General features: G+C 74.4%; 23 protein-coding genes and 1 riboswitch. Of the genes, 9 read left to right on the forward strand and 14 right to left on the reverse strand.

Going from position 1 to position 24763, the window contains the following annotated elements; genetic code table 11:
• Window positions 1–45: 45 nt before the first annotated feature.
• From ACFYSC_RS01210 to ACFYSC_RS01230, 5 genes are all read left to right on the forward strand, one after another.
• Window positions 46–918: a MerR family transcriptional regulator gene (locus ACFYSC_RS01210; RefSeq protein WP_389954956.1), complete on the forward strand. Its 873-nt coding sequence runs from the start codon at window positions 46–48 to the stop codon at window positions 916–918.
• A complete protein-coding gene (locus ACFYSC_RS01215; RefSeq protein WP_389954959.1) occupies window positions 915–3632 on the forward strand; it encodes a VIT domain-containing protein in 2718 nt (905 codons plus the stop codon). Before ACFYSC_RS01210 ends, ACFYSC_RS01215 begins: the two co-directional genes overlap by 4 nt.
• A gap of 90 nt (window positions 3633–3722) precedes the next feature.
• Window positions 3723–5351 carry a DUF885 domain-containing protein gene (locus tag ACFYSC_RS01220; protein ID WP_389954962.1) on the forward strand — a complete coding sequence of 543 codons (1629 nt, stop codon included), beginning with the start codon at window positions 3723–3725 and terminating at the stop codon, window positions 5349–5351.
• Window positions 5352–5673: 322 nt separating this feature from the next.
• A complete protein-coding gene (mmuM, locus tag ACFYSC_RS01225; RefSeq protein ID WP_389954964.1) occupies window positions 5674–6537 on the forward strand; it encodes a homocysteine S-methyltransferase in 864 nt (287 codons plus the stop codon).
• A 217-nt stretch (window positions 6538–6754) separates the two neighbouring features.
• On the forward strand, window positions 6755–7726 hold the full coding sequence (locus ACFYSC_RS01230; RefSeq protein WP_389954966.1) for an acetylxylan esterase: 972 nt from the start codon (window positions 6755–6757) through the stop codon (window positions 7724–7726).
• Between the two features lie 83 nt (window positions 7727–7809).
• On the opposite strand, the gene crcB is transcribed toward ACFYSC_RS01230, so the two are convergent.
• The 3 genes from crcB to ACFYSC_RS01245 form a co-directional block, all read right to left on the reverse strand.
• Window positions 7810–8184, reverse strand: coding sequence for a fluoride efflux transporter CrcB (crcB, locus tag ACFYSC_RS01235; RefSeq protein ID WP_389954968.1), 375 nt, complete (start codon window positions 8182–8184; stop codon window positions 7810–7812).
• Window positions 8181–8630, reverse strand: coding sequence for a fluoride efflux transporter FluC (locus ACFYSC_RS01240; protein WP_389954971.1), 450 nt, complete (start codon window positions 8628–8630; stop codon window positions 8181–8183). Before ACFYSC_RS01240 ends, crcB begins: the two co-directional genes overlap by 4 nt.
• Before the next feature lie 105 nt (window positions 8631–8735).
• Window positions 8736–9554, reverse strand: coding sequence for a lysophospholipid acyltransferase family protein (locus ACFYSC_RS01245; RefSeq protein WP_389954974.1), 819 nt, complete (start codon window positions 9552–9554; stop codon window positions 8736–8738).
• A gap of 149 nt (window positions 9555–9703) precedes the next feature.
• Between ACFYSC_RS01245 and ACFYSC_RS01250 the strand changes: the two genes are divergently transcribed.
• Window positions 9704–10468 carry an alpha/beta fold hydrolase gene (locus ACFYSC_RS01250; protein ID WP_362934375.1) on the forward strand — a complete coding sequence of 255 codons (765 nt, stop codon included), beginning with the start codon at window positions 9704–9706 and terminating at the stop codon, window positions 10466–10468.
• 66 nt (window positions 10469–10534) lie between these two features.
• Window positions 10535–11023 carry a hypothetical protein gene (locus ACFYSC_RS01255; protein ID WP_362934372.1) on the forward strand — a complete coding sequence of 163 codons (489 nt, stop codon included), beginning with the start codon at window positions 10535–10537 and terminating at the stop codon, window positions 11021–11023.
• Window positions 11024–11131: 108 nt separating this feature from the next.
• On the opposite strand, the gene ACFYSC_RS01260 is transcribed toward ACFYSC_RS01255, so the two are convergent.
• The 7 genes from ACFYSC_RS01260 to ACFYSC_RS01290 form a co-directional block, all read right to left on the reverse strand.
• On the reverse strand, window positions 11132–12265 hold the full coding sequence (locus tag ACFYSC_RS01260) for a hypothetical protein (protein ID WP_389954979.1): 1134 nt from the start codon (window positions 12263–12265) through the stop codon (window positions 11132–11134).
• An 81-nt stretch (window positions 12266–12346) separates the two neighbouring features.
• Complete coding sequence (locus ACFYSC_RS01265; protein ID WP_389954981.1) at window positions 12347–13054, reverse strand: endonuclease/exonuclease/phosphatase family protein; 708 nt, start codon at window positions 13052–13054, stop codon at window positions 12347–12349.
• Between the two features lie 4 nt (window positions 13055–13058).
• Window positions 13059–14003 carry an ROK family glucokinase gene (locus tag ACFYSC_RS01270; RefSeq protein WP_389954984.1) on the reverse strand — a complete coding sequence of 315 codons (945 nt, stop codon included), beginning with the start codon at window positions 14001–14003 and terminating at the stop codon, window positions 13059–13061.
• Window positions 14004–14054: 51 nt separating this feature from the next.
• The gene (locus ACFYSC_RS01275) at window positions 14055–14771 is read right to left on the reverse strand and encodes a hypothetical protein (protein WP_389954986.1); all 717 of its coding nucleotides are present in this window, start codon (window positions 14769–14771) and stop codon (window positions 14055–14057) included.
• Window positions 14764–15933, reverse strand: a complete 1170-nt coding sequence (locus ACFYSC_RS01280) for an ArsA family ATPase (protein WP_389954989.1) — start codon at window positions 15931–15933, stop codon at window positions 14764–14766. Before ACFYSC_RS01280 ends, ACFYSC_RS01275 begins: the two co-directional genes overlap by 8 nt.
• 97 nt (window positions 15934–16030) lie before the next feature.
• On the reverse strand, window positions 16031–16468 hold the full coding sequence (locus tag ACFYSC_RS01285) for an SRPBCC family protein (protein ID WP_389954992.1): 438 nt from the start codon (window positions 16466–16468) through the stop codon (window positions 16031–16033).
• 52 nt (window positions 16469–16520) lie between these two features.
• Complete coding sequence (locus ACFYSC_RS01290) at window positions 16521–17288, reverse strand: metallophosphoesterase (RefSeq protein ID WP_389954995.1); 768 nt, start codon at window positions 17286–17288, stop codon at window positions 16521–16523.
• A 200-nt stretch (window positions 17289–17488) separates the two neighbouring features.
• On the opposite strand from ACFYSC_RS01290, the gene ACFYSC_RS01295 reads away from it, so the two are divergent.
• Entirely contained in the window at window positions 17489–19282 is a 1794-nt protein-coding gene (locus ACFYSC_RS01295; RefSeq protein ID WP_389954998.1) for an AMP-dependent synthetase/ligase, read from the forward strand.
• Window positions 19283–19396: 114 nt separating this feature from the next.
• Here ACFYSC_RS01295 and ACFYSC_RS01300 read toward each other — a convergent pair whose 3' ends face one another.
• The 4 genes from ACFYSC_RS01300 to ACFYSC_RS01315 form a co-directional block, all read right to left on the reverse strand.
• Window positions 19397–20527, reverse strand: a complete 1131-nt coding sequence (locus tag ACFYSC_RS01300) for a glycosyltransferase family 4 protein (protein WP_389955000.1) — start codon at window positions 20525–20527, stop codon at window positions 19397–19399.
• A complete protein-coding gene (locus ACFYSC_RS01305) occupies window positions 20524–21861 on the reverse strand; it encodes a M48 family metallopeptidase (protein WP_389955004.1) in 1338 nt (445 codons plus the stop codon). The genes ACFYSC_RS01300 and ACFYSC_RS01305 overlap by 4 nt, the downstream gene beginning before the upstream one ends.
• Window positions 21858–22646: a hypothetical protein gene (locus tag ACFYSC_RS01310; RefSeq protein WP_389955006.1), complete on the reverse strand. Its 789-nt coding sequence runs from the start codon at window positions 22644–22646 to the stop codon at window positions 21858–21860. The genes ACFYSC_RS01305 and ACFYSC_RS01310 overlap by 4 nt, the downstream gene beginning before the upstream one ends.
• Window positions 22647–22758: 112 nt before the next feature.
• Window positions 22759–23322 carry a C40 family peptidase gene (locus tag ACFYSC_RS01315; protein ID WP_389955009.1) on the reverse strand — a complete coding sequence of 188 codons (564 nt, stop codon included), beginning with the start codon at window positions 23320–23322 and terminating at the stop codon, window positions 22759–22761.
• A gap of 82 nt (window positions 23323–23404) precedes the next feature.
• Window positions 23405–23563, reverse strand: a riboswitch (cyclic di-AMP (ydaO/yuaA leader).
• Between the two features lie 468 nt (window positions 23564–24031).
• Here ACFYSC_RS01315 and ACFYSC_RS01320 point away from each other — a divergent pair.
• On the forward strand, window positions 24032–24736 hold the full coding sequence (locus ACFYSC_RS01320) for a VanZ family protein (RefSeq protein WP_389955011.1): 705 nt from the start codon (window positions 24032–24034) through the stop codon (window positions 24734–24736).
• The last annotated feature ends 27 nt before the right edge of the window (window positions 24737–24763 follow it).

Here is a 24763-nt window from a genome sequence, read left to right on the forward strand (position 1 = left end):
CTCCTTATGTTGACAGTGTCACGATGACAGTGTCACTGTGGAGGCATGGAGGCCATGGAGTGGACGATCGGTGAGCTGGCCGAGCGGGCGACGACCCTGCTGGGTCCCACCGCCCAGCTCAGCGGGCGTGTCCGGGACGCACCCAACGAGCGCCTCATCCGGTGGTACACCACGATCGGGCTCCTCGACCCGCCCCTGACCCGCAGGGGCCGCGTCGCCCTGTACGGCAGGCGCCACCTGCTCCAGCTCGTCGCCGTCAAGCGGCGTCAGGCCGAGGGCCGGACCGTCGCCGAGATCCAGACCGAGCTGGCGGGGGCCACCGACCGGACGCTGGAGGCGATCGCCGACATCCCCGGGTCTTCCGGGCCGCCGGCCGCACCGCCCGTCCCACCACGTCCCGCGCGCCCGCGCTTCTGGGCCGAGCCACCCGCCGCGACCGGCGCCGGGGCCACCCCTCCCCCGTCGCCCGCCGCGCCGCCTGGTGCACCGCCAGGCATCCCGCGGTCACCCACCGGCCGGCCGCCCGTCACCGCACCCACCCCTCCCCCGCGCCCGGCGACGCCCGGGACCGCCGGGCGGTCCCTCCGGCGCGCACCCCACCCCGCCGGGGCACGACCCGCGCCGCTCCCGGAAGCCGGGCCGCCCCCATCCCCTCCCGCCGCCGCGAGGCCGCCGGCACCGGACGCGCCCGCCGGGCCGTCCACCCCGCCGGGACCGCGGGCCCCCGCCCCGCCCCCGGGCGTGCCGCAGGCCGTGGCCGTCCACGGCGTACGGCTCGCACCGGGCGTGACGCTGCTGCTCGACGGCGGCCGCGCGCCCTCCCCGGACGACCTCACCGCGATCGGCGCCGCCTCCCGGGCGCTCCTCGCGGTCCTGCGTGAACACGACCTCGTCCCTCCGGAAGGAGAGCAGTCATGATCAGCTCGATAGGAACGCTCAGCCCGGAGGAGTACGCGCCGGTACCGGACACCGGGCTGGGCGCGCTCGCCACCGAACGCGGCAACCTGCCGCTCGATGCCGTGGACGTCACCGCCGCGGTGTCCGGGCTGGTCGCCGGGGCCGAGGTGACCCAGGTCTTCCGCAACCCCCACGACGTCGCACTGGAGGCCACCTACGTCTTCCCGCTGCCCGACCGGGCCGCCGTCACGGCCTTCCGGATGGAGGCCGACGGCCGGGTCGTCGAGGGGATCCTCAAGGAGCGGGGCCAGGCCAGGGCCGACTACGACCGGGCCCTCGCCGAGGGCAGGCGGGCCGCGATCGCCGAGGAGGACCGGCCCGACGTCTTCACCATCCGGGTCGGCAACCTCGTGCCCGGCGAGCGGGTCACCGTACGCCTGACGCTCAGCCAGCCGCTGCCGTACGAGGACGGCGCCGCGACCTTCCGCTTCCCGCTGGTCGTGGCCCCCCGTTACATCCCCGGCGCCCCGCTCGACGGTGAGCGGTCCGGCGACGGCCGGTCCCCGGACACCGACGCGGTCCCGGACGCCTCCCGGATCTCGCCCCCGGTGCTGCTGCCCGGTTTCCCGGCCCCGGTACGCCTCTCGCTCTCGGTCACCGTCGATCCCGCCGGGCTGGAGCTGCGGGAGATCCGTTCCAGCCTGCACGCGGTCCTCCAGGAGGACGGCGGGGAGGGCGTCACGGTCAGCCTGCGGCCCGGCGAACGGCTGGACCGCGACTTCGTCCTGCGCCTGGCCTTCGACGCCTCGACCTCCCTGACACTGGTCCCCGACCCGGCCGGACCGGCCTCCGGAGCGCACGGGCCGTCCGCCGGTGCGGACGGGGCGGCCTCCGGTGCGGACGGGGCGGGCGCCGAAACGGCAGGGCAGGTCCCCGGCGCGGGCGGAACGCCATCCGGCACGACCGGAGCCGCCGATACGGCCGGAGCCGCCGGAGCGTCCGGGGGGACGTTCACGCTGACCGTCGTGCCCGGACCGGCCCCCGCCGCCGCCGGCCCCAAGGACGTCGTGCTCGTCCTCGACCGCTCGGGCAGCATGGGCGGCTGGAAGATGGTCGCCGCCCGGCGGGCCGCCGCCCGCATCGTCGACACGCTCACCACCGGCGACCGGTTCGCCGTGCTGTCCTTCGACCACGTGGTGGAACGGCCGCCCGGACTGGGCGAGGGGCTGGTGGAGGCGACCGACCGCAACCGTTACCGGGCGGTCGAGCACCTGGCCCGGCTGGAGGCGCGCGGCGGCACCGAGATGCTGTCCCCGCTGGAGGAGGCCGTCGCGCTGCTGAACGGCCGCCCGGAGCCCGTGTCGCCCGGACGTCCCGGAGCGTCCGGGGACCCCGCCGGGTCGGCCGGCGCCGTACCGGCCGGGCCGGCCGACCGAGTCCTGGTCCTGGTGACCGACGGCCAGGTCGGCAACGAGGACCAGATCCTGGAGCGGATCGGCGGCGGCCTGGCGGAGACGCGGGTGCACACGGTCGGCATCGACCGCGCGGTCAACGCCGGGTTCCTCGGCAGACTGGCCGGGCTCGGCGCGGGCCGCTGCGAACTGGTGGAGTCGGAGGACCGGCTGGACGAGGCGATGGAGCACATCCACCGCAGGATCGCCTCCCCGCTGGTCACCGACCTGTCCCTCGACGCCGACGGGCTCGACGTCGTCCCGGACACGACCGGCCGCCTCGGTTCGATCCACCACGGCGTGCCGCTGACCGTCCACGGCCGGTACCGGGGGGACGCCGCCGGGGCGCTGACCGTCCGCGGGCTGGACGAGGCCGGGCGGCCGTGGGAGCGCAGGGTCACCGGCGTCCGCGGCGGCAACCCGGCCGTGCGGGCGATCTGGGCGCGCGCCCGGCTGCGCGAGCTGGAGGACCGCTACGCCGTCGGGGACCGGTCGCTGGAGGAGGAGATCGTGACGACCTCCCTCGGGTACGGCGTGCTCTGCCGGTTCACCGCCTTCGTCGCGGTCGACTCCAGGGTGGTCGCCGAGGGCGGTCCGGAGCACCGCGTGATCCAGCCGGTGGAACCGCCCTCGGGCTGGGAGGGCGCGGGCGGCGCGCCGATGGCGATGATGCAGGCCGCGATGCCCATGATGCCGGCCGCCGCCTCCGGGCCGATGCCGGCGCCCGGCGGCCCCGCCCCGTCAGGTCCTCCCGTGGCCTTCGCTCCCGCCCCGGGTTCCGCTTCGGCCCCCGGCTTCGCGCGCGCGATGGGCGCCCCGCCGAGCGGCCCGCCGAGCGGTACGGCGGGCCGCCCCGGCTCGCCCGCCCGCGCGGCGAAGGCTCCGGCCCCGCGGGCGTCCGGTACGGCCCGGCGGTCGGAGACGCTGCGGGTCCGGCTCGGCGAGGAGCTGGAGCGGCTGCGCGCCGCGGAGTCCCTCCCGGCCCCGGCGAAGCTGCGCTACCTGGACGATCTGGGCAGCCGTCTCTCCGCCCTCGCCGCCTACCTGGGCGGTCACGCCGAACTCGCGGCCCTGGCCGAGGAGCTGCAGGCCGGCGGCGACCCGGACGCGCTGTGGCGCAGGGCCGTCGAGGCGTTGTCCGCCCTCCGGGACCCCGGCGGCCCCGGCGGCTCGGGTGGCCCCGGCGGCTCGGGTGGCTCGGGTGGCCCCGGTGGCTCGGGTGGCCCCGGTGGCTCGGGTGAGCCGGGCGGATCCGGCAGGCGCAGGCCGTTCTGGAAGCGCTGAGGACCGTTCCCTCCGGGTGGCCGGGCCGACGGGCCCGGCCACCCGGAGTACGCCGGGCTCCCCGGCGTACCGGTCGGTTAAAGTGCCGGGATGACCAGCCCGATTTTTGCGCTCTGCGATGAGTACGTGACCCGTTCGGCGGCCCTCGACCCGGTCGGCGCCGGCATGGAGGGCGTGGACGTCCCGTTCGCCCCGGCCACCGACTACAGCCCGGAGGGTCACGCCGCCCGCGCGGCGCTGATGAAGGACACCCTGGCCAGGCTCTCCTCCCTGGAGCCGCTCGGCGAGGCCGACGTGCGGGCCGCCGCCCACCTGCGGGAACGGCTGGAGGCCGAGCTGGCCCTGCACGAGACCGGCGAGCACCTCCGCGCGGTGCGCGCGCCGTTCGGACTGGTCTGCGAGCTGTGGGAGAGCACCGACCTGCTGCCGCACCGCACCGAGGACGAGTGGCGCGACGTCGCGACGCGGCTCGCGGCCATCCCGGGGATGCTCCGGGGCTGGCAGGCGAGCCTCTCCGCCGGACTGGACCAGGGGCTGCGCGCCGCGCGCCGGCAGGCGCTGGAGTCGGCCGTCCAGGCCGCGCGCTTCGCGGAGGACCGCACGCACCGGTCCCTGGTGGACGCCTACGGCGACGGCCCGCTCCGGGACGAGCTCGCCGACAGCGCCGACGCCGCGCACGCGGGCTACGCCGAGGCCGCCCGCTACCTGCGCGAGGAGTACACGCCCCGGGCGAGCGAGGCCGACGGGGTGGGCGCCGAGCGGTACGCCGTGCACTCGCGCCTCCAGCTCGGCGCCGACATCGACCTGGCCGACGCCTACGAGTGGGGCTGGGCCGAGCTGGCCCGCATCGAGGCCGAGCTGGCCGCCGAGGCCGACCGGGTGCGGCCGGGCGCCTCGGTGGAGGAGGCGACCGCGATCCTCAACGAGACCTGCTACGTCGAGGGGCGGGACGCCTACCGGGAGTGGCTGCAGGAGCGCCACGACCGGGCGATCGAGCGGCTGCACGGCACCCACTTCGACATCGCCGAGCCGCTGCGGCGGGTGGACGTCGTGCTGTCCTTCGACGCCAGCGCGGGCGCGGCCTCCTACATGAGCCCCAGCGAGGACCTGTCCCGGCCGGGCCGTACCAACTGGCCGGTGACCCCGGACCGGAACCGGTTCGAGGTCTGGAACGAGCTGACCACCGTCTTCCACGAGGGCGTCCCAGGTCACCACCTCCAGATCGGCACCACGCGGGTCGTCGGCGAGGGCCTGTCGCGCTTCGGCCTGGCCTCCTGGGTGAGCGGGCACGGCGAGGGCTGGGCGCTGTACGCCGAGCGGCTCGCCGACGAGCTGGGCTGGTTCGACGAGCCGGGCACCCGGCTGGGCATGCTGGCCGGGTCGGCCCTGCGGGCGGCCCGGGTCGTCATCGACCTCGGCGTCCACCTGGACCTGCCGCTGCCCGACGGTTCCCGGTGGACCTTCGAGCGGGCGTGCGAGGTGCTGCGGGACCGCGGCCGCTGCGAGCCGCACCGGGTGCACAACGAGGTGGTCCGCTACTTCGGCTGGCCCGCGCAGGCCCCCTCCTACAAGCTGGGCGAGCGCGCCTGGCTGGCCGCCCGCGAGGAGGCCCGGCAGCGGCTGGGCGCCGGCTTCGACCTGCGGCGCTGGCACACCGCGGCGCTGGAGCTGGGCCCGGTGGGCCTGTCGAGCCTCACCGAGGCCCTGCGCCGGATCTGACCACCCGGCGGGCCGCCCGGCCCGGCCGTACGACCCGGCCCCGCCGTACGGCGGGCGTCGTGGACCGGCCCGACCGGCCCGACCGGTCCCTCCGTGCCGCACCGCGCCGCACCGGATGCGGCCCGGCCGCGTACCCGGCGTGGGGTACGCGGCCGGACGGGCGGCCGGCCCGCGGTAAACCCACGCCGGTCACATGGATTTATTACCTCCGCGCCCAGTGATCCGCGGGGTTGCGGGAATGCTGTCCTCCCCGCCCCGGCGGGCCCTTTCCGAAGATCTTCGGGGCGGTGGCAGGTCGCCCCGAGTGCCTTAGGGTGGCGAGATGGTGATTCTGGACGGCGGACTGGCCACACATCTGGAGACGCTCGGCGCGGATCTCAAGGACGAGCTCTGGTCGGCGAAGCTGCTGGTGGAGGACCCTTCGGTGATCCGGCAGGCGCACCTCGACTACTTCCGCGCCGGAGCCAACGTCGCGATCACCGCGAGTTACCAGGCCAACGTCCCGGCGTTCATGCGCCGGGGGCTGAGCGCCGCCCAGGCCGAGAACCTCATCCTGCTGTCGGTGCGCCTGGCCGTGGAGGCTCGCGACCAGTACGGCGAGGGGACCGTGGCGGCCAGTGTGGGACCGTACGGGGCCTCCCTCGCCAACGGCGCCGAGTACACCGGCGACTACGACCTCGACGAGGACGGCCTGGCCGACTGGCACCGGGACCGCTGGCACATCCTCGCCGGGAGCGGGGCCGACCTGATGGCCTGCGAGACCATCCCCTCCTACGCGGAGGCCAGGGCACTGGCCCGGCTGTTCGCCGAGACCCCCCGGATGCGGGGGTGGGTGAGCTTCTCCTGCCGGGACGGCGAGCGCATCAACGACGGCACCCCGCTCAAGGAGGCCGCCGCGCTGTTCGCCGGCAACCCGCAGGTGATCACGGTCGGCGTGAACTGCACGGCGCCGCGGCACGTCGCCGACCTCATCGGGCAGATCCAGGGCAAGCCCGTGATCGTCTACCCCAACTCCGGCGAGACCTGGGACCCGGTGGGCCGCCGCTGGCTCGGCCTGGCCGACCCGGTCGAGTTCGGCGCCGCGGCGGCCGGGTGGCACGCCGCCGGCTCGAACTTCATCGGCGGCTGCTGCCGTACCACGCCGGAGCACATCCGCCAGATCCGGCGGCACCTGCGGGCCGGCTGAGCGGAGGGTCCTCCCGGGTGCCCGAGTCTCCCGGGCGGCTCCGGGAAGGCCGCCACGTTCCAGGCTCTCCGGGCTGCTCCGGAGAGACCCCTCCCTGGCGCCGACAGCGACGAATCGCCACAATAGCCCCAACGCCACCGTTCCGTACCGCCGGTACGGCACGGCACCGGCCGGGTCCTCCCGGCCTCTCCGCACACGCCCGATCCCGGGAGACCTCTTGTTCGTCGACATGCCGCTGGCACAGCTGCTGGAGTACCGTCCCGACCGTCACGAGCCCGAGGGGTTCGACGCCTTCTGGGAGCGCACCCTGGCCGAGACCCGCGCCCACGACCTGGGCGCGGTCTTCACCGAGGTGGAGACCGACCTGGCGCTGGTGCGGGTGTTCGACGTCCGCTACGCGGGTTTCGGCGGCCACGAGATCCGGGGCTGGCTGCTGACGCCCGCCGCGGCCGAGGGGCCTCTGCCGTGCGTGGTGCAGTACATCGGCTACAACGGCGGCCGGGGCGTCCCGCACGACTGGCTGACCTGGCCGGTGGCCGGGTGGGCCGTCTTCGTGATGGACTCGCGCGGGCAGGGCGGCGGCTGGCGCGTCGGCGACACCCCCGACCCGGTGGGGGGCACCGGTCCGCAGGTGAGCGGCAAGCTCACCCAGGGGGTGCTCGATCCGGACGACTACTACTACCGGCGCCTGTACGCCGACGGCGTCCGGGCCGTCGAGGCCGCCCGGACCCACCCCCTGGTGGACCCCTCCCGAGTGGTCGTCTCGGGCGGCAGCCAGGGCGGCGCCATCGCGATGGCGGTCAGCTCGATGGTCCCGGACCTGCTGTTCGCCTTCATCGACGTGCCGTTCATGTCCCACATCCGCCACGCCGCCGTGATCACCGACGAGGACCCCTACGCCGAGCTCGGACGCTTCCTGAAGTCGCACCGCCACCGCCTCGACCAGGTGTTCGCCACCCTCGACCACTTCGACGGCGTGAACTTCGCGGCCCGCAACACCACCCCGGCGCTCTTCTCGGTGGGGCTGCGCGACGGCGTCACCCCGCCGTCCACGGTGTTCGCGGCCTACAACCACTACGCGGGCCCCAAGGACATCCGGGTGTGGCACTTCAACGGGCACGAGGGCGGGGAGTCCGCCCAGGTGGCCGAGCACCTGAAGGCGGCGCGGAAGCTGCCGGCCGGCCGCTGAGCACGCGAGCGTGACCGGGCCGCCGGTCCGGAGCCCGTACGGAGGCCGGGGCGGCGACGGTCGGCCGGACGGGGACGACGCCGTCAGCCGGTGAGGGCGCGGGCGATCGCGAAGCCGACGGTCGCCGCGCCCAGACCGGCGGCGACCGAGGCGGCGACGTTGGCGGCGGCGAGCGTCCTGAACCCGCTCTCGGCCAGCCGCAGCGTCTCGTAGGAGAACGTCGAGTAGGTCGTCAGCGCCCCGCAGAGGCCGGTGCCGAGCAGCAGCTGCGGGCCGGCGCCCACGGCTCCGGACAGCACCGCCCCGGTCAGCGCGCCCAGCACCAGCGAGCCGATCATGTTGACGACGAGGGTGCCCCAGGGGAAGGCCGTGGCGTGGCGGGCCTGGACGGCGCGGTCGGTGAGGTAGCGCAGGGGCGCGCCGAGGGCGCCCCCGAGCAGCACCAGCAGCCAGCTCACAGGATCGCCCGGGTGGCACGCGACCCGGCGGTCACCGCGGTCAGGGCGACCACGGGGGTGGCCGCGAGGTAGGCGAGGGCGGCGCCGGGACGCCCGCCGATCAGCAGGCCCTGGATGTCCACGCTGAAGGCGGAGAAGGTGGTGAACCCGCCCAGCACCCCGGTGCCCAGGAGCGGCCGGATCCAGGCCGGGGCCGCCGGGGCCGCGGCCAGGGCGGCCATGAGGACGCCGATCAGCAGGCAGCCGGCCGCGTTGACGCCCAGCGTGGTCCACGGGAAGGAGCCGTCCGGGGTGGGCCACAGCAGGCCGGCGCCGTACCGGGCCGCGGCTCCGGCGGCCCCGCCGGCGGCGACGATCGCCAGGACGGCGTGGTGCGAGCGGCTCAGCTCGCCCCGCTGGCGTTCGTCGGTGAGATCGACGTCGGGATCGATGGGCTCGGCGGCCATGACAGCCAGCTTAGGGTCCGTCCGGACCACGAGGCCCGGCCCAGCCGCACGTCCCGGGTTCCGTTCCGCGGTTCTCCGCCGTGGCGAGGATCCACGGAACAGGACCTAGTCGTGCTTGGCCTCCCCGGCCTTCCTGATGTTCCTGGCGTCCTTGGTCGCGCGGACGGCGTCCTTCGCCGCGTCCTTGGCGGCGCGGGCCGCTCCCCTGGCCGCCTCCTTGGCGGCGCGGGCGGCGTCCTTGGCGGCGCGGGCCGCCTCGGCCTTGGCGGTGGCGGCGTACTTGTCGACGTACTCCTGGCCGGAGAGCTCCATCAGCGCGTACATGATCTCGTCGGTGACGGCCCGCAGGACGAGGTGGTCCTCCTCCATCCCGTAGTAGCGGGAGAAGTCGAGCGGCTTGCCGAACTTCACCCCCGGGCGGATGCCCAGTCTGGGCAGCGGGCGGCCGGGGGGCATCATCTCGAAGGTGTTGACCATCACCCACGGGACGACCGGCACGCGGGACTCCAGCGCCAGGCGGGCCACGCCGGTCTTGCCCTTGTAGAGGCGGCCGTCGTGGGTGCGGGTGCCCTCGGGGTAGATCGCGAGCACGTGGCCCTCGGAGAGGATGCGCTTGCCGGTGCGCAGCGCGGCCTCGCTGGCCTTGCCGCCGGAGCGGTCGATCGGGACGGTGCCCACGCCGCTGAAGAACGCCTTGCTGGCGAGCCCCTTGAGGCCGCTGCCGGTGAAGTAGTCGGACTTGCCGAGGGTGATCACCTTGCGCGGCAGGGGCAGCGCCCCGAAGAAGTGGTCGGCGAACGACAGGTGGTTGCCGGCCAGGATCACCGGCCCTTCCACGGGTACGTTCTCCACCCCCTCCGCCCACGGGCGGAAGATGAGATGGAGGAAGGGCCAGAGGATGGCCTTCACCACCCAGTAGAACACGCGGGGCTCCTTCGGTTGACAGGCGTCGAACTGGAGTTATCTTCGCACTTTCGGACTCAGCCAACTACACCGCGAAACCACCCAAATCCACCTCTCGCAAAACACGGCCCACTCGTGCGACGATCGGGCGGACCTGACAAGGAGCTGCGATGCCAGTCATGCCTGGTGCGGAACCGTACCACCACAGAGGTGGACAGATCGGCGTGCTGCTCTGTCATGGGTTCACCGGCTCGCCCCAGTCGCTGCGTCCCTGGGGCGAGTATCTCGCCGCGGCCGGCCTGACCGTGTCGCTGCCCCGGCTGCCGGGCCACGGCACCACCTGGCAGGAGATGAGCCACACCCGCTGGGAGGACTGGTACGCCGAGCTGGACAAGGCGCTGGCCCGGCTGCGGGCCGACTGCGCCGAGGTGTTCGTGATGGGCCTGTCGCTGGGCGGCTGTCTGGCGCTGCGGCTGGCCGAGGTGCACGGCCGGGCGATCAGGGGCGTGGTGGTCGTCAACCCTTCGGTGGCCAACGACGTCCCACTGCTGAGACTCGCGCCGCTGCTGCGGCTGGTGGTCTCCTCCGTGCCGGGAGTGGCCGGGGACATCAAGAAGGAGGGGGTGTCCGAGCTGGGGTACACGCGCACGCCGGTCAAGGCCGCCGCCACCCTCCCCCGGCTGTGGGCGCTGACCCAGGCCGACCTGGAAAGAATCACCCAGCCGGTGCTGGTATTCCACAGCCCGCAGGACCATGTGGTGAAACCGACCAGTGTGCGCATTCTGCGTGAGAAGCTGACGAGGGGGAATCTCGATGTGGTGGAACTCCGCGACAGCTATCACGTCGCGACGCTCGACAACGACGCCGAACAGATCTTTGCGAGGAGCCTGGAGTTCATCGACACGAACGCCTCTGTACCCTTGCAAGGAAGTTGAACGCGGGTGGGGGATGTGCGGTTTCCGGGAGAAAGAGGCCGCCCGATGAGTGACGGGCCCAGCTAGGTGACGCCGCAGAGCGATGAGGACGAGGTCTGGCGTCAGATCGTCGCGTCCTTCAATGACACCGCCGAGCGCGACTCGGCGGATCAGCCGTGGCCGGACAGCGAGAACCTCCCGGCGGAGCCCGCCCCGCGGGTGGTCCGGCGCTCGGACGAGGAACTCCTCGCCGAGGACGACTACGGCGACGGCGACGCTCCCGGCGACGACGGCCGGGAGGACCCGGAGGACCGCGAGGAGACGGACGAGGGCCACTACGTGCCCCCGCCGCCGCCCCCGCTGCCCAAGACCGACGCCACCACGAAGATCGCCTGGCTCGGCCTGTTCGGCGGTCCGGCCTACCTGCTGCTCAGCGCGGCTCTCGACTGGAGCCTGCCCGGCTGGGTGCTCTTCACCGCGGTCGCCGCGTTCATCGGCGGCTTCGTGGCGCTGGTGGTGCGGATGGGCGACGGGCCGCCCAGCGACTCCGGCTGGGACGACGGCGCCGTGATCTGACGCGGCGCGCGAACGGACGGGCCAGGCGACGCCGTGGTCCGGCGCCGCACACGGCCGGGCGGGCCGGACCGCGACGCCGTGGTCCGGCGCGGCGTCCCGCCGGGCGGGTCAGGATTTGGCCCGCTCCGGGAGGCCGAACCGCTCGATGACGTCGGTGTAGCGGCCCTTGGCGTCCACGACGTGGCCCACGGCCAGCACGCCGCCGTCCTTGGGGAGGTAGGCGACCGACTGGAGCCGGACGGTGCGCCGGGCCTCGGCCGGGGCGCCGCGCACGGACTTGAGCGTGCGGCCGTCGTACCGCAGCAGGAACGCCTCCCCCGGCCGTTTCAGGTCCACGCCGGAGATCCAGAAGTGCCCCTTGTGGTCGCCGGTGACCCCGTACAGGTTCATCCGGTCTCCGCGCACGCGCACCCGGGACCACTTCTTGCCGTTCCACGACAGGATCAGCGGACCGGCCTCGCCGGAGTCCCCCCGGTAGACGCCGCCGACCGCCAGTGCCCGCTTCGGTCCGTCGATGTGGACGTCGCGGAGGTAGCCGTCGGGGATGTCGGGGGCCTTGACGGTCTTCCACCGCCCGCCGGAGAGCCGGGCGAGCAGCGGCCCGTCGCCGTCGTCGCCCACCGCCCAGCCGTCGTCCTTGCCGGACAGCGCCACGCCGTACAGCGTGCCCTCGCCCTTGAGCGCGGTGACCTTCCGCTTGGCGGAGGTCACCGTGAGGATCATCGGCTGCTTGCCGCGGCGGCCGACCGAGACCATCCGGCCGCCGGTCGCGGCCACCCCGCCCAGCCAGTCGCCCACGCGCAGCCCGTCGACGGCGAACCGGTCGAAGCCCGTGCCGTCCCCCCGCGCGAGGTACGGCAGGCCGTCGTGGCCCTCGCCGACGGCCCACAGCTCCGTCGGGGAGGCCGCCGCGATCGAGCGCAGGACGCCCGCCCCGGTGGGGTCGTTCCGGACGCCGACCTCACTCCAGGCCGAGCCGTCCCAGTGGGCGATCGCCCCGCGGCTCTGCCAGATGTCCCAGACGCTCTGCTGGCCCACGGCCCAGGCGCTGCTCGCCGAGACCCCGGCCACGTCGGACAGCGACCCGTCGCTGCTCAGGCGAGCGCTGGTCGGCGTCTGCCAGACGACGCCGGCCGATGGAGGGTCGGCGGGCTCGGCGAACGCGGCGGGCGGGTGCGAGGACAGAAGGAGCATGCCTCCCGCGCACAGCGCCAGCGCACGCCGCGGAAGGCGACGGGTCATGCACCAAATGGTACGGGGCCGGAGGGGATCACGTGTGCCACTCCCCCCTCCCGGGACATCTTCGGCACACCGGGAGGGGGGTCATCCGCTCCGGCCGGCCGTACGGCGCAGCTCCGCGACCACCGGCAGATGGTCGGTGGCCGCCGTCAGATCGGCCGGGTCGGCCCCGCCCCCGCCTCGGGACACCACCCGGAGGTCCCCGGCCGCGAAGATCGCGTCGATGCGCAGCCGCGGCCCGCGCGCCGGGAAGGTGAGGCCGTCGCCGCGCGGCGAGACGGGGTGGCAGTCGGCCAGCCGTCCGGCGATGTGGCGCCAGGCCGGCTCGTGGGCCTGCTCGTTGAGGTCTCCGGCGAGCACCGGCAGGGCGTCGAAGCGGCGGGCCGTCGCACGCAGCAGGGCCAGCGCCTCGACCGCGTGGTACAGGCGGGCTCCCCGGTCGAGGTCGAGGTGGACCGAGCCGACCGCCAGCCGCTGCCCGCGCGCCTCCACCACGGCGATCGCGACCGCGCGGCGCTCCAGGCCGGGGAACCACCGCAGGTGGTGGCCCGCGCCGTGCAGCACCCGCACGTCCGGGCCGACCAGGACGGCCACCCCTCCGGAGCGAAGGCCGGCCGCCGGCGTCAGCCCGCCGAAGGCGGCCAGCTCCCGGCGTCTGCTCCGCCAGCGCAGGAACCGGGGCGCCTCCTGCACGCAGAGCACGTCGGCGCGGAGCGCGGCGATCACCCGGCCCAGGGCGGCGGTGTCGTCCTTCATGGAGCGCACGTTGTAGGCGGCGACCCTGATCGTCACCGCGTCAGCGCCTCCTGGCGAGGTCGGCCGCGCCGACCAGGCCCGCGGACGCGCCCAGCTCGGCGAGGCGGATCTCGGCCAGCGGACGGTGCCCCCTGCCGGTCACGATCCGCGCGTAGGTGTCGCGGACCTCGTCGAACCAGAACTCCGCGGCGCGCGAGACGCCGCCGCCGAGCACGAAGCAGCCCGGGTCGAGGATCGCGGTGAGATCGGCCAGCCCCTGGGCGAGCCAGCCCGCGACCGAGGAGAACGCGGCCAGCGCGGCCGGGTCCCCCTCGCCCGCCGCCTCGGTGACCTCCTGGCCCTCGATGCGGTCGGGCGTGCCACCGGCGATCTCCAGCAGCCGGGCCGCCCGGCCCGGCTCGGCGCCGGCGATCTCCTTGGCCTCGTGGACGAGGGCGTTGCCGCTGGCGTACTGCTCCCAGCAGCCGAGGTTGCCGCACCCGCACAGGCGCCCGCCGGGGACCACCTGCATGTGGCCCAGCTCCGCGCCCATGCCCCAGCGCCCCCGGTAGAGGGAGCCGTCGAGCACGATGCCGCCACCGATGCCGGTGCCGACGGTCAAGCACACCAGGTGGGTCTCGCCGCGCCCGGCGCCGAACCGCGACTCCGCCCAGGCCATCGCGTTGGCGTCGTTCTCCACCACGACGGGCAGGCCGACGAGGTCGGAGACCTTCTTCTGCAGCGGCTCCTCACGCCAGGCCAGGTTGGGGGCGAAGCGCACGACGGACCGCGTCTCGTCGACGAACCCGGCGGCGCCGAGCCCCACGGCCTCGATCGAGCGGTCCTCCGACAGCTCCTTGACCACCTCGGCGATGGTCTCGGCGACCTTCTCGGGGTTCTGGGCCGGGGTGGGCCTCAGCAGGTTCTCGACGATGTGGCCGTCCTCGTCCACCACACCCGCCGCGACCTTGGTGCCGCCGATGTCAACGCCGATGGTCAGCGCCATGTTCTCAACCTCTCTCGCCGGGGTCCGCCCCCGGCCGTTCCACTTCGGGGGTCACCCCAGGTCGATGTGCTCCACCGGGGTCTCGTCGCGACGGCGCTCCCGGGCCCGCTGTGCGGGCGAGGGCCGGTTGAGGCCGTCCACGGCGGTCCTGAAGGCGGCGAACAGCTCGCTGCCCGCCTGCACCAGGTGGTCGGTGACCGCGACGCCCGACTCGCGTTCCCGGTCCCGCCGGTCCGCCTTCGCCCGGCAGACGGGGCAGGCCCGGCAGATGTACTCGTCGTGCCCGGACACCGCCTCCTCCCACACGTCCCGGCCGGCCGTACGGCCACCGCCACCGCCACCGCCACCGCCGAAGACTCCGCCGACGGTGCCCCGGACGTCCCGGACGGCGCCCCTGACCAGGCTCTTGCCCAGCTCCCTGGCGGCCCGCTGCTGGAGGGAGTCGAAGAGCTTGAACGCCTCCTCGACGGCGCCGCCCAGCGGGTCCGCGGAGCCGCCGCGCGCGTCGTTCCGCGCACCGCCGCGCGGGTCGTTCCGGGCGTGGCCGGGCGCGCCGTCCCGTACGCCGCCGCGCGGGTCGTTCCGGGTGCCGCGTGGGGCGTCCCGCACCGTGCCGCCCACGTCGTCGCTCACGTCGCCCCACACGTCGTCCCGCGCGTCGCCGCGTGATCCGTCCGGCGCGATGTCGCTCACGCCGCTCCACACGTCGTCCCGCGCGTCAGACCCGGCGCTTTCCGCTTTACCGGTCTTGTCGGTCATGTCAGTCATCTGGCCCTCCCGACTCGAACCGTACCCGGAGAACCCCGTCGCGGAGCACCGCCTCACGCACCCTTCTGCGGGACAGGGCGGCGGGCAGGGCCAGCACCCGCCGGTGTGAGCCCGCGGTGACGATCAGCTCGTCGCCCTTGCGCGCCAGGTCCACCTCGTCCCGCTCGGCGAGCGGCAGCGCCAGGACCAGCTCACCCTCCGGGGTGATCCGCAGCGGCGGGTCCCCGGCGGGCGGCGCGAAGGGGTCGGCCGCGCCGTACACGGCCTCAGCGACCTCGGCGAGCGAGTCGGCGCCGACCGGCTCGGCGTCGAGGTAGGGAACCGTGTGCAGGGGCAGCGGAGAGAACGACTGGCGGACCTCCGCCAGGCGGCCGGTCTGGGCCTTCACCCAGCCGCGCCGCCACGGGTCGGCACCGCCCGCCGGGAAGACCCGGTTGGCGATCACCGCGTCGACGCGGTAGCCGTACAGGCTGAGCGAGGTGAGCGTACGGCGGGCCTCGGCCAGCACGACGGCCTCGGGGGTGAGGACCAGCCGGACACTGGCGTCCGGGCCGGTGAGCAGCTCCCGGACCTCCATCAGACCCCGGTGCAGGCGCTCCCCCGCGCCGAGCACGTGGTCCTCCGGCACGCTGACCTGGGCCACCCTGCGGACCACCGGAGAGAGCGCGCGCAGCAGCCGCCGGCCGGTCGGCAGCAGCCGGTTCACGTGCCAGTCGAGGGCCTCGGGCAGGGCGAGCAGCCGGAGCGTCTCGGCGGTGGGCGCGCAGTCGACGACGATCACGTCCCACCGGTCGTCGCGGGCCTGCTCGCGCAGCTCCAGCAGCGCGATGACCTCCTCCGCGCCGGGCAGCACCGTGATCTCCTCGGCGGTGATCTCATCCAGGCCGAGGTCGGCGAGGACGTCCCTGGCGTAGTCGCGCAGCTCGCCCCACTGGCGTTCCAGCGCCTTCTGGGTGTCCACCTGGTACAGGTGCAGGCCGGGCTCGACCTCGGCGGGGCCGTCCCCGGCCGTCACGCCCAGCGCGTCGGCCAGCGAGTGCGCGGTGTCGGTGGAGAGCACCAGCGTCCTCCGCCCCGAGCGGGCGGCGAGGACGGCGGTGGCGGCCGCCACGGTCGTCTTGCCGACCCCGCCCTTGCCGGTGAACAGCAGGACCCGGCTCACGCGGCCTCCAGGCCCGGCGCGACCCCGGTACGGGCCGCCATGACCCGGGGACGGCCCGGCACGGTCTCCAGGCCCGCCGGAGCCCGCCCGCCGCGGCTCATGCGGCCTCGACGCGCTTCTTCAGTCCCTTCAGGGCGGTGTCGACGATGACCTTCTCGGCCTTGCGCCTGATCATGCCGATCATCGGGACCTTGAGGTCCGCGGTGAGCTCGTACGTCACCTCGGTGCCGCCGCCCCGCTCGTCCAGGACGTAACGCCCGGTGAGCCCGGAGATCATCCGGCCCTCCTTCGCGATCCGCCAGCCGACCGACTCCTCGCCGTCCCAGGTGTAGGCGAGGGTGTACTCGTCGTTGATGACGCCCGCGTCCAGGACGAACCGGACCTCGGCCGGGCGGCCGTCCGGCCCGGTGGACAGGACCTCGGCCTCCTTCACCTGGCCGGCCCACCGGGGATAGGCGGGGAAGTCGGCGATCACGGCCATGACGGCCGGGCGGGCGGCGTCGATCGTGATGCTGGAGGAGGTGCGATCAGCCATGGGGTTACCGTACTCGTTTCCGCTCTCCCCGGATCACCGCCGCGCGCCCGGCTCACCATTCGAGGACGAAGGGCGTTCCCCGGCCGCGGAAGTGACCCACGTTGACGCACTCGGTCCGGCCGATCCGGGTGCGCGGCGACAGGGGCTGGTGGACGTGCCCGAACAGGGCGTAGCGCGGCTGCGTCCGCCTGATCGCCTCCAGCGTGGCCTCGCTGCCCCGCTCGAAGCGCCGGGCGACCACGTCGTAGAGCAGTTCGGGGACGGCCGGGGGGATGTGGCAGCAGAGGACGTCCACCTCGCCGACGGCCTCCACCTTGCGGGCGAACTCCTCGTCGTCGATCTCGTTCGGCGTCCGGTACTGCGTGCGCAGCCCGCCCCCGACGAAGCCGAACCGCAGGCCGCCGATCTCCACGGTCTCCCCGTCGAGCACGCGGTGGCCCTCGCGCAGGTAGTCGGGCCACAGGCGGGGCAGGTCGACGTTCCCGTGGGTGAGGTAGGCCGGGGCCGGCATCGCGGCGAAGGTCTCCTCGTACTGCCTGCGGACGGCGCGCTCGATGTGGTCGCGGGGGTCGCCGCCGAGCGAGGCCCACAGCGCCGCCGACATCTCCCGCGCCTCGCCGAACCGCCTGGCCGTGCGCAGGGCGATGAAGCGGGCGGCCTGCTCGGCGCCGAACAGCTCGGCGAAGATGCCCCGGGAGTGGTCGTCGTAGTCGACGAACAGGATGAGGTCCCCGAGGCAGACGAGCGCGTCGGCCCCCTCTCCCGCGCGGGCCAGGGCGTCGGTCCTACCGTGCACATCACTGACGACATGAACCCGCATGGCGGACATCCTAACCGGGCCAAGAAAGCGGACATAAGTAACAATCAATTCGCGACCGGTACGGTGCGACCGTCCCGGACGGCTGGGCTGATACCGTGAATCCGCCTCGGACAACGCCTGGTCGGCGGCCTTACCCACGCGTAACATGTCGCGTCGAACCTCAGGCAGACCCATCGATCCGTGTGACCTCAGGAGTGCCCGTGCGCGAGTACAGCGTCCCCGTGCTGGTGGATGTCCCCCCCTCCGCCAATCTGACCGACACGGTGTTCCAGCGTGCCGATCGGGAGCCGGGCGCCGTGGTCATGCGCCGCAAGGTCGGCGAGGAGTGGAAGGACGTCACCGCCGGGGAGTTCCGCGACCAGGTCGCCGCCCTGGCCAAGGGTCTGATCAGCGCCGGGATCGAGCCCGGCGACCGGGTCGCCCTGATGTCGCGCACCCGCTACGAGTGGACCGTCGCCGACTACGCGATCTGGGCCGCCGGCGCGGTGGGCGTCCCGATCTACGAGACCTCCTCCGCCGACCAGGTGAAGTGGATCGTCTCCGACAGCGGCGCCAGGGCCGCCTTCGTGGAGCTCGCCTCGCACGAGGAGACGGTCCGCGAGGTGACGGACGAGCTGCCGGACCTCAAGGACGTCTGGCGCATCGACGGCGGGGCCCTGGAGGAGCTGAGCGCGGCCGGGGCCGGGGTGCCCGACGAGACCCTGACCGAGCGCAGGACCTCCCGCGGCATCGCCGACCTGGCCACCATCGTCTACACCTCCGGCACCACCGGCCGGCCCAAGGGCTGCCGGCTGACCCACGACAACCTGCTGTTCACCGCGCGGAACGTGGCGGCCGGCCCGCTGGAGGCCCTGTTCACCACCGAGGACCGGGCGGCGCTGCTGTTCCTGCCCCTCGCGCACGTCTTCGCCCGCATGATCGAGATCGTGCTCGTCGAGACGGGCACCGTCATCGCCCACACCCCCAACATGAAGAACGTCGCGCCCGACCTCCAGGCCACCATGCCGACGTTCCTGCTGGGCGTGCCCCGGGTGTTCGAGAAGGTCTACAACGGCGCCGAGCAGACGGCCGCCGCCGGCGGCAAGGGCAAGATCTTCCACGCCGCCGTCGACGTCGCCATCGCCTGGAGCCGCGCCGAGTCCGCGGGCGGCGCCGGGCTCGGCCTGACGGTCAAGCGCGCCGTGTTCGACCGGCTGGTGTACCGGAAGCTCCGCGCGGCCACCGGCGGGAAACTGTCGGCCGCGGTGTCGGGCGGCTCGGCGCTGGGCGAGCGGCTCGGCCACTTCTTCCGCGGCGCGGGCATCGAGGTCTTCGAGGGCTGGGGCCTGACCGAGACCTCCGCGCCGTCCGCGGTCAACATGCCCGGCGCCAACAAGATCGGCACCGTCGGCAAGCCGTTCCCGGGCGTCACGCTCGCCGTCGCCGACGACGGCGAGATCCTGATCAAGGGCCGTCACGTCTTCCACGGCTACTGGAAGGACGAGAAGGCCACCGCCGAGGCGATCGACGCCGACGGCTGGTTCCACAGCGGCGACGTCGGCGAGCTGGACGGGGACGGCTACCTCCGCATCACCGGCCGCAAGAAGGAGATCCTCGTCACCGCCGCCGGCAAGAACGTCGCGCCCGGCCCGCTGGAGGACCTCATCCGCGCCCACCCGCTGGTCAGCCAGGCGATGGTGGTCGGCGACGGCCGGCCGTTCGTCTCCGCGCTCGTGACCCTCGACCCCGAGGCCCTCGAGCAGTGGAAGAAGACCAACGGCAGGGAGGGGGCCTCCCTGGCCGACCTCAGCACCGACCAGACCGTCCTCGCCGAGGTGCAGAAGGCGGTGGACACCGCCAACCGGTCGGTGTCCAAGGCCGAGCAGATCAAGAAGTTCACGGTGCTCGACACCGACCTCACCGAGGAGACCGGGCACGTCACGCCCAGCCTCAAGATCAAGCGCAACCTCGTGATGCGCGACTTCGCCGACCGGATCGACGCCCTGTACGGCTGACACCGTACGGCCGGCCGCACCGCCGGCGCCCCCGCCGCACCGCCTCCGCCCGGCCCGTCGCGGGCCGGGCGCCGCCGTACGAGGTCCCCGGCTCACAGCCCGGCGGGCGCCGGCTCACGACCCGGTGGACGCCGGGTCCCGCAGCAGTTCGGCGAAGCGGGCGGACACCAGGTCCCAGCCCCACTCGCGGGTGACCCAGTCGCGCCCGCGCTCGCCCATCTTCCGCGCCCGCTCCGGGTCCTCCAGCAGCCCGGTCACGGCCCGCGCCACCTCCCGCGGGCGGGTGCCGTCCACCACCACGCCGGTCTCCCCCGGCAGGACCGCGTCCGGCGCGCCGCCGGAGGAGCCCGCCACCACGGGCAGGCCGCTGGCCGACGCCTCCAGGTAGACGATGCCGAGCCCCTCGACGTCGATGCCGCCCAGCCTGGTACGGCACGGCATGGCGAACACGTCGCCCGCGTCGAGGTGGGCCGGCAGCGCGGCCCACGGCACCGGCCCGGTGATCCGGACCGCGTCGCCCAGCGGCCGGGCCAGCCGTTCCAGGGTGCGGCGGTACGGGCCGCCCCCGACGATCACCAGCACGGCCTCCGGCACGGCCCGCAGCACGAGCGGCCAGGCCCGCAGCAGGACGTCCTGGCCCTTGCGCGGTACCAGCCTGGACAGGCAGACCACGACCGGCCGGTCCCCCAGGCCCAGCGCCGCGCGCACCTCATGCCCGCCCGCGCCGGGCCGGAACGCCCCGGTGTCGACGCCTGGCGCGAGCCGGGCCAGCCTGCCGGAGGGGATCACCCGCTCCAGCCTCCGCCGGGTGTACTCCCCCAGGTAGGTGACCACGTCGGCGTGCCCGCCGATCCTCGCCAGCAGCCCGCGGGCGCCGGGGACGCCGGCCCAGGCCGCCTCGTGCCCGTGGGTGACCATGACGATCCGGCGGGCCCCGGCGGCGCGCATCGCGGGCGCGAGCAGCCCGAGCGGGGCCGCCGCCCCGAACACCACCGTGTCGCAGCCGTACGCCGCCACGACCTCGGCGGCCCGGCGGGCGACCCCGCGCGTGGGCAGCATCAGCGAGGTGGGGTGGCGCACGACCGGGTACGGCCGGCGGGCGTCGAAGTCGTCGCAGCCGGGCCAGCGGGGGGCGTAGACGACCACCGAGTCCGGCGGGCGGCCGTCGGCCAGGCCGCGCACGAACGCCTGGATGCCCCCGGGCCGGGGCGGGAAGTCGTTGGTGAGGAACAGCGCGCGGCTCACGGCTCCGGGACGCCGTTCAGCCGGGCCCATGAGCGCGCCATGGCGATCCGTTGCGGCGTCGTCGGGTGAGAACCGTAGAGGACGTATTCCAGGAAGTCCGGCGACAGGTCGGAGACGTTGGTGACCGACAGGCGCCGCTGCATCGCGGCGAACGTCTCCGGGTCGCGGGTCAGCTCCAGCGCGTGCGCGTCGGCGCGGGCCTCGATCTGCCTGCTGACCAGGTTCTGCGCGGGCCCGGACAGGACCGTGGCCAGGCTCAGCAACCCCATGATCAGGCCCACGGCCCGCGGGTCGGCCGCCGAGGCGACGCCGGCGCGACGCCGTACGGGGCCCGCGGCGAGCACCAGGTACAGCAGGCAGGCGCCGAAGGCGGCGCCCAGCCCCCCGACGAGCGTGCCGTACAGCACGTCGCCCGCCTTCGCGTGGCCCAGCTCGTGCGCCACCACCAGCTCGACCTCTTTCGCGGGCGCCCGGAGCAGGGTGTCGTAGACCACGATCCTGCGGGTCGCGCCGAACCCGGAGACGTAGGCGTTGAGCGCGGTGGTGCGCCGGGAGGCGTCGGCGACCAGGACGTCCTCGACGGGCACGCCGTCGCGGGCGGCCATGGCCAGCAGGTCGTCGCGCAGCGGCCCGGCCGCCATCGGCGTGAAGTCATTGAAGATCGGCTCGATGACCACCGGGTAGGCGAAGGACGCGGCCACGGTCAGCGTGAACGCGCCGGCCGCGGCGGGTATCCACCAGCGCCGGAAGCGCCCGGCCAGCACCGTCACGGCGAGCACCATGATCGCGAGCAGCGCGGTCCGGACACCGATGTCCTTGAGCCGGTCCGCGGTCCAGGAGGGCCAGGTCTGGGTGGACAGGCCGTAGGCGCGCAGCTGCGTCTCCGACCACATGCCCAGCGGCCAGCGTAGGGCCTCGACCGCCGCGGACAGCCCGGCGACGCCGAGCAGCGCCCGCACCCACCGGGGTCCGCGCAGCCGTCCGAGCAGCCGGGCGCCCAGCGGGGTTGCCACCAGCACCCCGGCGACCAGGAGGGTCAGCCCGAGCGAAAGGTAGGCGGGCGCGGTGAGCGCGGCGTCGAACGCCTCGGAGCGGGCGATCTGCCCGGCGGTGAAGTCGCGCGCCGGGTCGGGCGCGACGGCCGGGGCGGCGGACGGCAGGGCCCGCCAGGGCGTGGTGAGCGCCACGACCGCGACCGTGGCCGCGCCCAGGGCGGCCAGCGCCCATCCGGCGGGCCGCCACCCCCCGGGCACGACCGCCGCCGCTGCGGCGTCGGCCGCATCCGGCGCGGCCGATCGCCGGGACACCGCCCTCGGGCGTGGGGAGGACGTCAACCCAGCTCCCTTCTCAGGTGGTCGCGCCAGCCGGCGGCGAACTCCGCCGGGGACAGGCCCAGCACATCGCCGACATCGCTACCGTAGAGCCTCACCAGCGTCCGCTCGCCGTACCGCCGCGCGACGTAGTGGCAGGCGAGCCACGCCTCCTCGTACGCCTGCGCCCGCCGGGGGGCGTCCGCGGCGAAGTCGGCGGGGCCGGGGAGCCGCTCGGGCAGGCGGCCCGCGCGCACCTCGGCGGCCAGTTCGGCGGCGGCCGCCGGGACCGCGATCCCGGCGTCACGGTAACCGACGTAGTCGGCGAACCCCTCCGACAGCCAGACCGGCACCCGGCCGCCGCGGGTGGCGCCGGTGGCCACGTGGGTGAGCTCGTGGGCGAGCACCACGTCCCGGCCGGTCCCGCTCAGCCTGGCGTACCCCGACGGCAGGACGATCACCCGGCCCGCGTCGGCCAGCGCGGCCAGGCCGGCGACGGCGGCGGGCGCGGCGCCGGCCAGCGCCGCCGCCTCTGCGTCGTCCGCGGGGAACAGGACCACCGCCCGGACCGGCCCCCAGACGTCGAGGACCGTACGGCGGGCGCGGTCGGCGCCGGCCGCCAGGTCGGCGAGGCGGGCCGCCGGGACGCGGTGGCCGATCACGACGGAGTGCTCGCCGCGGACGGTGACGGAGCCGCCGGGCCACGGGTCGCGCGGCGCGGGGAACGGGCCCGCGCCGGTGGCCAGGGCGGCGACCGCCAGTGTCAGGGTTCCGGCGAGCACGGCACGACGCTCTGTCGGGACGCGCACACGTCCGATGTTAGCGACCGGCCCCGGACGCGCGGCGGCCCCGCCCGTCCCTTCGAAGGGACGGGCGGGGCCGTCTTCCCGGCCGCCCCAGGGGGGCGGCGGCCGGGATCCGTCAGGCTCCGGGACGGACCGCCCCGGAGAAGGAGGACCGGTAGTACCCCTTCAGGGGGACGACCCTGACGGTCTTGCCGCTGCTCGGGGAGTGGACCATCTTCCCCTTGCCGACGTACATGCCCACGTGGCCCTTGCCGTAGAAGAACAGCAGGTCACCGGGGCGCAGGCTGCTCCACGAGACCTTCTTCCGCACGGCTCGGTACTGACTGTTCGTGACCCTGGGGAGGGAGACGCCGGCCTTGCGCCACGCGTACCGGACGAGACCGGAGCAGTCGAACGCGCCGGGACCGGAGGCTCCCCACCGGTACGGATCGCCGATCTGCTTCTTGGCCGCCGAGACGGCCTTGGACGCCTTCACCTTCTGCAGTGCGGTCCTGCTCAGCGTGGTCTTCTTCGCCTTCGCCGTCTTCTTGGCGCTGGTGTGCGCCGCGGAGGCGGCGGAGGCGGCGACCGGCCTCTCAACCTGAGAGGCGGTGCTCCTGACCTGGAGAACGGGACCGGTTCCCGTGTCGGCCAGCGCCGCCGGGGAGCCCATCGTGACCGCTCCGGCCGAGGCCGTCACGGTGAGGGCGAAACCACTGGCGCAAACGCGGAAAAAGCGCGACGAACGGGGGTTACGCGGGGTGGTAGACAGGATTTCTCCTTGGGACTTCCGCTGACGCCTACCGGGTTAGCTGACGGGTTCGGGCCGGGAAGAAGCCCTACGGCGCGTCGGGCGCGCCGATTCACCCCTGGCCACGTGTCGGGCCGGTGGGTCCCCGGTTCCGTGCCTCCTGGCTGCACGGATTCGGCAGGCCGTCGCAGGTGGGAGCGCTCCTCGCAGGGTGCGACGGCCGAATGGATCTTTATGGATCTTTGACAGGCGCCGGCATGACGGGCCGGGCCCGGCGCGGTGGCATGGCTTGCTCGCCGCGACGCCAGAAGTTACCCCTGTTTCCCAGGAGAGGGCAAAGGAATCACAAAAGATACATAGATCGAAAACGCCTCGGGCGATCGACGGGCCACTGTTCAGGGGCCGATTTCACCGGGCAAATATGACGCTTGTCACACTTCCGTGATCAGTCCGAAAAATCATGGCTTTTGTGACGTGAATCACGTGATGGTAACGATCATTGACGGAGCGTGCGACCGGCCGTGCCACCGCCCCGTCGTCCCGGCCCGCGTCGGGGGACGGCCGGGGACGGCCGGGGACGGCCGGGGACTCCGTGTATCGCCGGCGTATCGAAAATCGCATACGTCCCCGCAACGGCCCTCCCCCTTCGATGGGAGGCATGAACCGGAGTGCATCCCTGTCAGCACCGCCCCGCCGTACGCGCGGGATCGTGCTCGCCTGCCTGGCGGTCCTCGGCCTGGCGGGCGTGGCGTTCGTCCTGCGGCGGCCGCTCCTGATGGCCGCCCCGAGCTGCGCGGCCGGCCGGTGGCACGGCTGCCTCGGCACGGAGAACGGCGTGCTGCTCATGACACTGGTCGCGGTGCCGCCGTCCGCCCTGGTGGCGTGGGCTCTGGCGCGCGTCCGGCGTGCCGCCGGCGCCGCGTCGGCGTGGCGGACGTCGCTGGCCGAGTTGGGCATGGTCCACGGCACGGTGCCGTTCGTATGGATCACCATGATGCCCGGCCCGGAGGCCGGCGTCGCCCCCGGCCGGGTGAGTCTGCTCCCACTGCAGGATCTGCCCACGATGGGGCCGCTCGGCATCGGCGGCAACCTGCTGATCTTCGCGGCGCTGGGGTTCTTCGCCCCGATGCGGTTCGCGGCGCTGGCGTCCGTACCGCGGATCCTCGCGCTCGGGGCAGGCTGCTCGATCATGGTCGAGACCGCGCAGTACGTCCTGCGGCTGGACCGGGTGTCCTCGGTGGACGACGTCCTGCTCAACGCCGCCGGCGCCGCACTGGCCGCCCTGGCGTCGCACCGCTGGTGGCGCACCGCGGCGGAGGCTCCGCCGGGCCGGTCCCGCCCCGAGCCGGCGCCGGTGGGCTGAGCCGAGTGCCCGCCGCGTACAGGTCCT

The organism is Streptosporangium sp. NPDC004379, from assembly GCF_042873875.1.
In the GTDB taxonomy this organism is placed as follows: domain Bacteria; phylum Actinomycetota; class Actinomycetes; order Streptosporangiales; family Streptosporangiaceae; genus Streptosporangium.